This window comes from Neobacillus jeddahensis (assembly GCF_000612625.1).
GTDB lineage: Bacteria > Bacillota > Bacilli > Bacillales > Cytobacillaceae > Neobacillus > Neobacillus jeddahensis.
On the sequence record NZ_CCAS010000044.1, the window covers coordinates 1 to 11,836 of the forward strand.

General features: G+C 39.6%; 13 protein-coding genes. 5 read left to right on the forward strand and 8 right to left on the reverse strand.

The genetic code is table 11. The features are described from left to right. Positions 1–15: 15 nt before the first annotated feature. Positions 16–381, reverse strand: a complete 366-nt coding sequence (locus TY15_RS16670; protein ID WP_040207422.1) for a cytochrome-c oxidase — start codon at positions 379–381, stop codon at positions 16–18. A 318-nt stretch (positions 382–699) separates the two neighbouring features. Here TY15_RS16670 and TY15_RS16675 point away from each other — a divergent pair, with 318 nt between their 5' ends. From TY15_RS16675 to TY15_RS16685, 3 genes are all read left to right on the forward strand, one after another. Further along, complete coding sequence (locus tag TY15_RS16675; RefSeq protein WP_040207421.1) at positions 700–1,194, forward strand: sigma-70 family RNA polymerase sigma factor; 495 nt, start codon at positions 700–702, stop codon at positions 1,192–1,194. Between the two features lie 143 nt (positions 1,195–1,337). Next, positions 1,338–1,556, forward strand: coding sequence for a DUF1659 domain-containing protein (locus TY15_RS16680; protein WP_040207420.1), 219 nt, complete (start codon positions 1,338–1,340; stop codon positions 1,554–1,556). 37 nt (positions 1,557–1,593) lie between these two features. Further along, positions 1,594–1,812: a DUF2922 domain-containing protein gene (locus TY15_RS16685; protein ID WP_040207419.1), complete on the forward strand. Its 219-nt coding sequence runs from the start codon at positions 1,594–1,596 to the stop codon at positions 1,810–1,812. A 102-nt stretch (positions 1,813–1,914) separates the two neighbouring features. Here TY15_RS16685 and TY15_RS16690 read toward each other — a convergent pair whose 3' ends face one another. The 7 genes from TY15_RS16690 to TY15_RS16725 all read right to left on the reverse strand — a co-directional run bounded on the left by TY15_RS16690 (position 1,915) and on the right by TY15_RS16725 (position 10,060). Beyond that, a complete protein-coding gene (locus tag TY15_RS16690) occupies positions 1,915–2,664 on the reverse strand; it encodes a GntR family transcriptional regulator (RefSeq protein WP_040207418.1) in 750 nt (249 codons plus the stop codon). Between the two features lie 147 nt (positions 2,665–2,811). Further along, positions 2,812–3,630 carry a PfkB family carbohydrate kinase gene (locus tag TY15_RS16695; RefSeq protein ID WP_040207417.1) on the reverse strand — a complete coding sequence of 273 codons (819 nt, stop codon included), beginning with the start codon at positions 3,628–3,630 and terminating at the stop codon, positions 2,812–2,814. A gap of 16 nt (positions 3,631–3,646) precedes the next feature. Next, entirely contained in the window at positions 3,647–4,501 is an 855-nt protein-coding gene (locus tag TY15_RS16700) for a carbohydrate ABC transporter permease (protein WP_040207416.1), read from the reverse strand. A 2-nt stretch (positions 4,502–4,503) separates the two neighbouring features. Then, complete coding sequence (locus TY15_RS16705) at positions 4,504–5,388, reverse strand: carbohydrate ABC transporter permease (protein ID WP_040207415.1); 885 nt, start codon at positions 5,386–5,388, stop codon at positions 4,504–4,506. Between the two features lie 85 nt (positions 5,389–5,473). Continuing rightward, positions 5,474–6,754 (reverse strand): ABC transporter substrate-binding protein, encoded by a 1,281-nt coding sequence (locus TY15_RS16710; protein ID WP_052353817.1) that lies wholly within the window; start codon positions 6,752–6,754, stop codon positions 5,474–5,476. Positions 6,755–6,955: 201 nt separating this feature from the next. Beyond that, positions 6,956–7,930 carry an SIS domain-containing protein gene (locus tag TY15_RS16715; RefSeq protein ID WP_040207414.1) on the reverse strand — a complete coding sequence of 325 codons (975 nt, stop codon included), beginning with the start codon at positions 7,928–7,930 and terminating at the stop codon, positions 6,956–6,958. 228 nt (positions 7,931–8,158) lie between these two features. Then, the gene (locus TY15_RS16725; protein WP_040207412.1) at positions 8,159–10,060 is read right to left on the reverse strand and encodes a BglG family transcription antiterminator; all 1,902 of its coding nucleotides are present in this window, start codon (positions 10,058–10,060) and stop codon (positions 8,159–8,161) included. Between the two features lie 189 nt (positions 10,061–10,249). Between TY15_RS16725 and TY15_RS16730 the strand changes: the two genes are divergently transcribed. Together TY15_RS16730 and TY15_RS16735 are read left to right on the forward strand one after the other, a co-directional pair. Further along, positions 10,250–10,558 (forward strand): PTS sugar transporter subunit IIB, encoded by a 309-nt coding sequence (locus TY15_RS16730; protein ID WP_040207411.1) that lies wholly within the window; start codon positions 10,250–10,252, stop codon positions 10,556–10,558. Positions 10,559–10,583: 25 nt separating this feature from the next. Further along, entirely contained in the window at positions 10,584–11,834 is a 1,251-nt protein-coding gene (locus TY15_RS16735; RefSeq protein ID WP_040207410.1) for a PTS sugar transporter subunit IIC, read from the forward strand. Positions 11,835–11,836: the final 2 nt, after the last annotated feature.

Here is an 11,836-nt window from a genome sequence, read left to right on the forward strand (position 1 = left end):
GAACCGTCCCCCTGGTCACTTTTTAATCATTTTAAATACATTCGTAGTAAATAGTAATGTACCAACCACTACCGCCAACGATCCAACAATCATGACAGGCAGGGCAGCTGCTATTCCGAATGACTCACAGACTAAGCCAATCATCATGACCGGCAGTCCAATATTATGCAGCCAAAAATGCGTTTTAGCTAATTTTGTGTTGGCGGCAAATGGATAAACGGAGTAAATCAATCCAAATAATGCACTGGATACCCAGCCTAATAAATTTACATGGGCGTGTACAGATGTTAATCGGAAGTCATGAATAATCCCCATTGTCATTCCCAATAAAACTCCGATTGAAAAATAAACCACCGCAATCTTCAAAAATATTTTTCCCATTTCTCTCTCCCCTTGCTATAGTCATTTTGTCCTATATTATTATAATTGTAATTTTCTGACTTTTAAAGAGGAAAATAGTTTTTTTGAAGATAAATAGCATTTTACCAAAAAGTCCCACTACCAATTAAAAATACTTAAACCACCAGAACCGTCCCCCTGGTCTTTCTTAAGGCCCCTTTTGTGGTAGATAGATGGCTCATACAGCTGAGCTTTCGCTTCAAAGGTGAAAAAGGCGAATTCGATTCGCTCCCTGCTTCTCAGTATAGTAGAGCTACCTAGGAATCTATCGGAAGCGCGCTGTCCTGGAAGGATCCCGTTGTGGATAGCTTTAGTCAATTAGTCGAACAGTATACGCCAATGATTCACAAGATCATGCACTCCTTACACCTTTACCGAAATCAGGAGGAATTCTATCAAACGGCTTTGATTGCCCTGTGGGAAGCAGACAATGGTTTTAACCCTGACAAAGGCAGCTTTACCAATTACGCTTATGCCTATATCAAAGGAAAACTCCTACTTGAACTAACACATCGAAATCAATATGAAGAAAAAATTTCCTATCCAAAAGAGGAATTTTGGGGAACCATTGCGGACCAGACCCCTCATCTCCTCCTAGAAACCGAGCTTGTACGGTCCTACTGCCATGGGCTGACCGAAAAGGAGACAACATGGGTGCTGGAAACCTTCCTACACGATCGCACCGTCAAAGAAATAGCCACCCACCACCATGTCTCCCCCTCCGCCGTCAAACAATGGAAAATGGGCGCCATCAAAAAAATGCGCCAGAGGGACGGTTCTCCTGGCTCAAAATGAGAGTCTATTTTTGTGCCAATCCCGGTGGGGATGAAAAAAGCCACCAGAACCGTCCCCTTGGTTCCTTGGTTCCTTGGTTCAAAATCACCCTGTCCTTTTGGCCTCTAAATCTATATATAGAGGACGAAAGGAGGTGATCGACTATGGCACAAGGAGTACTAGAAGGAACGAAGCTTCGCTTGGAATTTCAAACCGGGATCGATGATGACGGAAAACCAGTCTTAAAGGCTAAAACGTTTAGCAACGTATCAAAAGTGGCAACCGTGGACCAGTTGTTCCAAGCATCCCAAGCAATCGCGGTTTTGTGCAATGACATGCTTAACAAAGTGGAGCGCAATGACAGCACTGAAATTCTTGGATAATGACTGAAGGAAAAAAGAAGGTTAGGAGGTGAATCAAATGGCTAAAACATTAGAATTGCAATTTGGTACAGAATTTGGCAAGACGGCGAATATCACCATCGACAATCCCAAAGAACCGATTGATGAAGAAATCGTCAAACTGTCCATGGCACAGATTATCGCATCCGAGGTATTCGTGTCAGTCAGCGGCAAGCTTGTGTCCGTAAAAGGCGCACGCGTCATTGACCGCAACGTGACAGAATATGAGCTTGCATAATACAAAGAGAGGAACCAGGGGGACGGTTCTCATGGCTCAACTACTAGTTGTGACCACCAGAACCGTCCCCCTGGCAACACCTGGCAACCCCTGGCACACCAATTATTCTTCTCCCGCATCGATGTCAATATAGAAATTGACTTTGTTTGCCAGTAGATAGTATAAGGAGTAATGGACAGGTACTTCATTCTTATCCTTAATGAGTTTTTTTATTTGGATGACCGAATCAATTCTAGAAATCTCGAGGAGGTTGCTAATTTCCTGAGAGGGATAAATGATTTCCATTTCCTTCTTTGCTCTTCCAAACTTTATCCCATAATCATTATGAATAATAGTAAAGGTTGAAACATTATTCTTGATCTTTTCAGAAATACCTGGATAAATATCACAAGGTAAATAGGCATAGTCAATGCTAAAGGCAACGTTTCCATCTCTAATTAATCGAACTAACTTTACCACTTCAAACGGTTCCTCGCGGTTAAACAGCTGCATCAACTCAGCATCAGCAGTCTCAATTTTATTCACTAATACCTCTTTCGTAAAATTACCTTCTCCTGCCGATAACCCTTCCGTATATCCCTTTAAATTTAGAATATGAATTTTCTGTTTAGAGCTTTTAACAAAGGTGCCTTTACCATGAATAATTTCAATAGCCCCTTCATTGGCAAGTTCTTTAAGAGCTCTTCTAATCGTTATTCGACTGGTATTAAAGGTATCACATAAACTCTTCTCGTTAGGCAGTTTCTGACCTGAACCCCATTCTCCTTTATTAATCATTTCAATAATCCCGGCCTTCACCTGATCATATAAAAATACAGGGCTCTCTACTTTAACGGATTTTCCCTTTTCCATAAGTTACCTCTTCACTTTTTTAATTTTACTATAACGCAATTACTAACGGATTTTAACTAACTTTGATGAAAATAGGTAAATAAAAGGATATATCCACTATAAAAATAATAGCCGCTACACGTATCGCGCATTGGCTTAGATTCCATCCTATTCTATATCTTTCGGATACCCAAATCCTCCATAAAATCCACAGGTGATGCTTGCACATTCAGCTGCGAACGCTAAGGCGCTAGGTATATCTTTAGTTGTATAATAATTCGTTAAAAAACCACCTATAAAACTATCTCCAGCTCCCATCGTATCAACGACCTCTGTTTCATAAACCTCCTGGTAATACTTACTACCATTATGAATGAAGAGGGCTGGCTTGGCCCCCCTTGTTATGCCAATCGTTTCAAGATTGTATTTCCCTAATTCCTCGATTAACTGTTCCAATTCGACCTCACTTAAATGTGCCCCAGAAAAAAAACCGTGCGAGATATGTGGACAAACCTTCTCAAGATAGGCAGAGTCATATTTATCTGAAAAGTCAAAGGACACGTTAATAGACTGGGATAAGGTAGGAAGTTCTTCCTCTAACGATGAATAGCAGCTTGTATGGCAAAGATCAAATCCTTTTAGATACTGATAATCCTCAGGTGTAAGTTTTATTTTCACTTTATGTTGAACCGTATTCTTAGGACCACCAACAAATACACGATCTCCATCCTCTGTAAGATTGACTCCAGGCTGACCGCTTATTCCTTCCACGACCCTTGAAAGGTGGTACTGAATGCCTTCAAGATCAAGAACATATTTTAAGTGTGCTGCTTTATCGTCAGTTGCAAAAATACCAATATAACCTGCTTCCTCTGCCCCTGCTCGCATACAGTTCACAGCGACATTGACACAGTTCCCTCCAGGATAGTATTTTCCTTGATCCAAGTAACAATCTACAACATTATCTCCGATTGCAATGATTCTCATCAAATCTTCCTTTCTTTTACCCTTTTACAGAGCCTTCTGATAAACCTCTAACCAAATACTTTTGCAGGAAAATAAGCAGTGCGACCATTGGTAAGGAGGCAATGACCATGCCCGCAAGGAGGACTCCCCAATCCGTCCGTAGTGCATCTCTAAAGTTCATTAGTCCAGACGGAATTGTCTTTAGCGACTCCGAGTCAATAAAGATCGTGGCAAATAAAAACTCATTCCATGCGAAGAATGCCGTTAAAACAACCGTCGTAAGCAGAATCGGAATCGACATCGGCAGATAAATTCTTCTATAAATCCCGAATTCCGAGCAGCCATCAATGATCGCAGACTCTTCAAGCTCCTTGGGAATACTGAGAAAATAGCCCCGCAGCAGCAGGATCGTTAGTGGCAGCCGATACGCAACATACGTTAAAATTAGAGCCCAGTGGGTATTGATTAACTCTAGCGAACTAAGAATAGTAAACAAAGGGATTAAGGCAACCTGCGGATTCATCATCATTCCTCCGATGATGAAAATAAGCGCCACATCAATTAATCTAGTACGATATTTAGCTAAAGCAAAGGCAGCCATGGAACCAATCACAAGGACGGCAATAATCGTGGCGCCCGTAACAATCACGCTATTAACAAAATAGCTGGATATTCCTTTGGACCAAGCAAGCGAATAGTTTTCAACAATCCACGTCTTTGGTAGACCCCAAACATCATTATATATCTCATCATAACTTTTCATTGATGAAATGACCATCCAAATAAGGGGATAAAGGATAACGATGGCAAAGGCGATCAACATCAATATAGTGAAAAATTCTCCGATTCTAAATTTGCGAACCTTGCTAGAGGTTTTTGTGAAGTGGGCCAATGCTAATCATCCTTTCCCGTACGTGACAGTCGTATTTGAATCAGTGCAAGCAAAGCTGTCAGAATAAAAATAATTACAGCAAGTGTAGAGGCATAGCCCATATTATCCTTTACAAACCCGGTCTGATATAGATGAACAGACATAGTCATGGAACTGAAGCCAGGACCACCATTTGTAAGAATATAAGGTTCATTGAAAACTAGCATCGAACCCGTAATCGTAATCAAGGTATTCACAAAAATTGCCTCTCTTACCTGTGGGATCGTAATACTAAAAAACTTCCGAATCTTCCCGGCACCGTCTATATCAGCAGCTTCATACAGCTCTTTCGGGATTTTTTGAATCGCCACAATAAATAACATGGTAATGAAGCCAATACTTTGCCATTGCGACATCGCGATGACCGCATAAATAGCGGTAGTTGAGTTACCGAGCCAAACCTCAGCCAAGCTTTCCAAGCCTACTAATTCTAGAAAACTATTTAGTAGTCCCATCTGCGGATTATAAACAAAGCCAAAAAGTAAAGCGATAACAGAAATAGAGATCATCACAGGGATGAAGTACACCACTCTAAAAAAAGGTGCGATTTTACTAAAAATCCTATCTTCTAGAATATAAGCTAGTACTAATGCGATTCCCACCTGAAAAACCACTGAAATAATGGCATACTTAACATTATTAAGCAGTGCCACACTGACGACCTTATCCGTTAAAAGTACCTTGAAATTTTCCAAACCAACAAACGTTTTTGTCTGTGAGAAAACAGAAAAGTCAAAGAAGCTATTATAGAAGTTTTGAATAAGTGGAATATAAATGAATACAAGCAATAGGGCGATACTCGGAAGCAAAAATAGTATAGGCATTAGTTTTATTTTTTTTCTATACATGGACCCCACCCCTAAATAGTAAACTCTTTTCAAAATTTCCCCAAGATTGAAATAATTTATCTCAATCTTGGGGAAGTGGAACAGATTACTTCTTCAAACGTTTTGCTTCAGTTTGTACTTCCTTCATAATTCCTTTTGGTGTCTCTTGTCCATTCGCTAAGGACTGTCCACCCCTCATGAAGATATCAGCAAGCTTGATATTTACGGCATTATCAAACCAAGGAGTAGTTTTAGAGGCATTTAAGACAATCTGATAAGCTTCCATTATAGCAGGGGACGTATTTCCTTCATCCACCGCGCCCTTAATGGCATTCAATTGTCCATCGACCTTTGTAAATTCGTAGGCTGTTTCCTCAGAAGTTAAGAATTTTAAGAAGTCCACTGCTTCTTTTGGTGCATTCTTGCTTAACATCCATCCTTCAGGTGCGCCCGTCAGTTCGCTTGGATCACCCTTCCCACCCTCGATTTCAGGGAAGTCGAAGAATCCAAAGTCCATTTTAGACTGATCTTCTACCATTTTGATTTCCGCAAATTGCATATAAACGATAGGGGCCTCGCCACTGGCAAACATATTTCTCGCTGCTTCATGGTCGATAGCTGTTGAGACGTCTCCCATATATTTCGTCAGCTCTTTGAAGATTTCTAATCCTTTTACATAGCCTGCGTCCGTAAATTCAGCTGTCTTCTCATTATAATCCTTTGCCGTTACCGCAGGATCGATGACCCTTTGAAAAATAGTTCCCATATAGTGAGAAATCGCCCAAGCATTCGTTAGACCCTCAACTAGAGGCGTTTCATAGCCAGCCTTCTGAAGCTTATCCAAAACAGCAATAAACTCATCATACGTTTTAGGAATTTCTATATTATTTTTCTTGAAGATATCCTTGTTATAAAAGAATGCTTTTCCGTCCACTGTAAATGGCACCCCATACGTTTTACCATCAAACGTAAAACCGGAAAACTGTGACTCAATAATTTTATCTGACCATTCTTTATCCTCTGCTAAAATATCATTTAATGGCATAATTCTACCTGATGATACAAGATTTTGTGCGAAAGAATCCGACCATGAAGAGAAAACATCTGGAAGATTGTCATTCGATACTAGGACTCTGATTTTCTCTTTATACGAATCGTTCAAGACAGAATCCACATTGATCTTTACATTTGGGTGTGCTTTCATATATTCTTTGACTTTTTGATCATAGAATGACTTTCGTGGCTCGTTTGGCCATCTATGGAAAAAATTAATTTCCACAACATCCTTATTGGATGATGTCTTTTCCCCATTACTGGCGGAAGAAGAACAGGCGACTAGAGATAGCATGAGAACTGCTATTACCAAAATTGACATTAATCTTTTCACATTATTCACTCCTTCTTATTGACCTTTCTGATTTTACCTTAAATTGAAAATAAATGGAGTGAGTTCAATATAGAGTGAGATACAACGCAGAAAAAATAGCTTTCAACTGAACTATGTCCACTTGTAATTTTTCTAGTTGAAATTTTTTTACAGATTTCTATTATGCCAGATAAAGCGTTGTCAAATTGAAAGAATGTGAGATTAATAGTCCATTTTCCACATATAACGGCGTACAGATAGCGGATGCCCGGTGTGCTCTGCTAATCCATCTGCATATTGTCGTAGCACAACACCAGCCACTGCAGGTCCGAAGTATTCCTTAAGATCCTCGTCGATTCCAGTGAAATCTAGTTCTGCAACATCGACAACCTCTACTCTTTTACTAAATTTTTGAGCAAATTGAATTGCTCTTTCATCTAAAGGTCTCGTAGGTCCTTCACCTTTAATAATAAGGAATGGGACATCATAGTCCGTTGCTTCGAACGGTCCGTGGAAGTATTCACCTGCATGAATGGCATTGGAGTGAATCCATAGCATTTCCATTAAAAGACAGCTTGTAAATGAATAGGCTTGATGATAATAAGCACCGCTGCCCATGGTGTAAATAAGCTTCTCTCTTTTGTATTCACTGCCAAACTCGAACGCTCGATCATAGGTTAATTTCTTATTTGTTTCAAATAGATGCTCTAGATTGTTTAACTGTTGCAGCACTCGCTCGTACTTCTCATTTGGAGAAATCGCATTTAGAATTCCAAAAATCAGGCTGTAATACATCCCAACTTCCCCGTCAATGACATCCGAACCGTCCTTGTAATTGTAATGCACGGTATACTCTGCTGCCTGACAAAGTGGGGAATCTACTTCCATCGAAATAGCAATCGTTACTGCTCCCTTTTCTCTCGCAAATTTTGCAGACTCTACTGTTTCAGGTGTGGTACCAGAATGGGAACGAAGGATCACAACACTACCTTCGCCAAGACCAAGTGGATTAGTATGAACAAATTCATTCGAAGTATATACTCTTGTCGGAATGGAAGTTTCTCTGCTTAAGAAATAGTCCGCTGTTGCCAAAGAGGCCATTGAACCCCCACAAGCGACAAAATAGAAGTTTTTTGCTCCTGCTGCTTTTACTGCCTTCACAGCAGCTGCGATTTGGTTAACATGTTCACTTTTCATTACCGTATTACCCCCTAAAATATTATGACATCATATGATGTCTTATATAAATAATAAGCCCAACCTTTATGGATGTCAAATACTTTTAAAAATTCAGTTAATTTTTTATTAACTCCTCCCAAACAAAAAATGAGCCAGGGGGACGGTTCTCCTGGCTCAAATAATCTAGTTTGTGCTAACTTCGGAGTGAAAAAAAAGGCCAACAGAACCGTCTCCATGGCCACTACCTCAGTAACAAGCCACGAGTAAGTCAATAAAGCTTTGGTAATTAGCTGCCGCTACGATTTGTGAAACATTTCCATCTTCGGTTAGAATCGTTGCTAATGAGTCAAATACATCATGAAAGATTCTTTTATCATCTTGATTTACTGATATAAGCAGGACGATGTTGACAGTTAAGTCATCCCACTCTATTCCTTTGTTATTTATGAAGGCAAACATTCCCGTCTTTATGGCATTCATTTTGATCGCATGAGGAATGGCAATGCGTCCAAAAGCGGTCGAAGACATGGCCTCGCGCTCTTTTACATTGGTAAGAAAACTAGCGTCGACAAACCCCTCCCGCTCCATAACTTTGCACATCATCTCAAGCGTGTCCTCTTTTGTCCCCACTTCATGAGCAATTTCAAAAAGCTGCACATCGGTGATAGCTTCAATATTTATTTTCAAAGCCTCTTTCCGCTTCGCTTCTTTTAATTCATTAATTTTTTGAGCAACTCTGTTCTTATCCGTACTAGAGAACAGCGGATTAATCAAGACAAATGGCATCTTGGGAATAGAATTAAGCTGGACTGCTGAAATAACTAGATCACTATTAAGCGCATTCAAATCACTCTCGTTGGTGACGACATGCTGGATCAGAAGATCTTCACCAAACTGTTTGGTTAACTTTTCTGTCAACTGTACGTTGAAATTATAATAAAAAGGGAATAGAATCGAACAGGTGATTTTTGAATGCGCCTGCTTCTGCATCTCTAAGGCATAGCCTAAATGAAAGGCAATATAGGCGATTTCGTCATCATTCAGTGTGTATCCTGTCTCTTCTTTAATCGTATACGATACATGAACAGCACAATCATAGATGGATGGGCAATTAAGCTTTATGGAAGAAGTCAACGGATTTTTACTAGTAAAATGATTCTCTAAGCGCATAAGCAGATTTTTAATATGCAGGGTGAATCGAACCAAAAAATCGGCGTCCTCAATTTCCAGATAATAATTACTATGTAACTCTTCAAGAATTTTTCCGACCAGCGTTAAACATCGCAAACCTGCAACATCCTGCAAGTCTGAAAGTTGGAGGTGCATGAAATTAATACTTGTTCCACTGCTGGAAATAAGCAATGCAAGGTCGCGAATTTCTCCCTCTGAATATTCAATATCAAAATGACCCCCAAGTTTTTGGGCAATTTCATTGGCAATTTGGTATTCCTTTTCCTGATGTGCCTCCCCATCCACTTGCTTTGTAAAAATAAAGCCATTTTCCATGCGATCAATGGCGATAGCAATGTGCAGAACCATATTGGTCAGCGAATAATCATTCGTAAAATAGTGATGGGTTGAAAACACCTCCGCAACAGCCGCACGGATATAATCAATATCAAAACCCTCAAATGCCGCTTTTAATTTATCAATATCTAAAAAATGATCATTTGTCTCACTATAGAGAATAGAGCTCATCAATTTCCGTTTACTTTTTTCATTCCCCACAATTTGAATCGTGTCGCTGGAAATTCTCAATTCTAAATCATGATCCGCTAACCGTTTTTTGACCTTCCTTAAATCTCCTTTTAACGTGACTTCACTAATATATAATTCATCACTTAAATCGAAAATATGAAGCGGATGATCGGCATTAACGAGACACTTTAGAAGATAGTCAGCCCGTTCTTTTGGCGTTTGTGGAATCGTATCATTCGTCGCTGCTAAAAAGGGATTTAATTTGTCCAACTCAACCTGATAGCCCTTCTTTGAAGAAAGAATCAAGCCTTGTTCCATCGAATTAAGATCGGCAATATATGTTTTTACACTTCTCTTTGAAATGCCAAGAGCATTGGCAAGCTGTGCGGAAGAAGTCCAGCCATTTTGCGTGCTTAAATGACGGAGAATATTTCTGTATTTACTATTCATTGAATCCAGCCTCATTTCCGTAATATGCGGAATTGCACCATACAATATAGAGATTTGCACCACAAAAATATCTTTTTGCACCACCTAAGTGTAATGAAATATTTGAGAGAAGTCGAGATTCATTTTATAGTTGTAATGTAATTAAATGATAGCGCTATCAAAATATTAAAAAAGATGAGGGGAATTTTCATGCAAAAGTTGAACGTATTATTAGTTTGTGGATCTGGAGCAAGTTCTGGTTTTATGGCGTCAAATATTCGCAAAGCGGCCACAAAGCGTGACCTTGACATCAACATTAAAGCCCGTGGTGAAGCAGAAATTGAAAACTATATTGATGAAATCGATGCCCTAATGGTTGGCCCTCACTTAGCCTATATTTTAGATGATATCGAAGAGTATATTGGCGACACCAACGTGAAAGTGATTCTAATGAAACCTTCTTACTACTCTACTCTTGATGGAGATGCTGCGTTAGAAGATTTATTGAAGGAATTCTAAAAACTAAATCGAGGTGCATAATCATATGCAAAAAATGATTAAATGGTTAGAAAATGATTTCTCACCTAAAATGATGAAAATAAATAATAATGTATGGGTCACAACATTAAAAGATTCCATCATGCAATTACTTCCATTTATTCTACTAGGTTCTGTATTCTGTTTATTAACCATCCCAGGTGATGTGTTCCATATTAAAAATTATCCTAACTTCTGGGTGCTGTTCGGGTGGACAATGGGAGTATTATCACTACTCATTTCATTCTTAATTCCATTTAACCTAATGGAAAAGAAACGGTTGCGTAAACAGCGTTTCATCGCTGGCTGTACCGGTCTTATTACATTTTTAATCATTATTTCACCACAAGTCATTGCAGATAAAGCGATTGGTTTTAGCCATGAGGCTTTGGGTGCAGGTGGCATGTTTGTAGCAATTGTCGCAGGTGTCTTCACTGGTTTGATCATGGGATTATTCGGCAAGTTCTCTTTCTTTAAAGAGGAATCTGTGATCCCTGACTTTGTTCGGGCCTGGTTTGATTCCATGCTCCCAATTGCGGTTGTCATTGTGGCAACATGGTTAGTGGTGGATATTGCTGGACTTGACCTTTACAATGCGATTCAGCAACTATTTAAGCCACTAGGCAGCATCATGGAATCGCCTTGGGGCTTCCCACTGATGTGCTTCATTACCAGCTTCTTATATACAATGGGAATTTCGACGTGGGTGTTGACTCCTATCACTAAGCCAGTTTGGTTAGCAGCCATCACCGCTAATGCTACAGCCGGAACCCACTATCTTGTTACATCTGAAACCATATTTTCCGCTTACCTATACGTCGGTGGGATCGGAACGACCTTACCCTTAGTGTTCATGATGGCTTTTTCAAAAAGTGGAAAACTGAAAGCACTTGGACGGGCAAGTATCACCCCTGGTATTTTTAATATTAATGAACCCATCGTCTTTGGGGCAATCGCCTGGAACCCTATTATGATGTTACCGATGTGGATCATCTCGATTATCTTACCAATCATTATTTGGGTCGGCACAAAAGTGATTTCCTTTGCCCCCATTCCAAAAATGGTCTTTGATTTATGGTATGTTCCATTCCCTATTTCAACTTGGATTACGACAGGTGCGTTTAGTGGCATTGTTTTAATGCTCATCTGTGTGGTCGTAGCGACTCTCATTTGGTATCCATTCTTTAAAGTCTATGAAAAACAAGAACTGGCAATCGATGATAAAGAGGAAAAAACAACTTTAAGAGCAGCAAAATAATG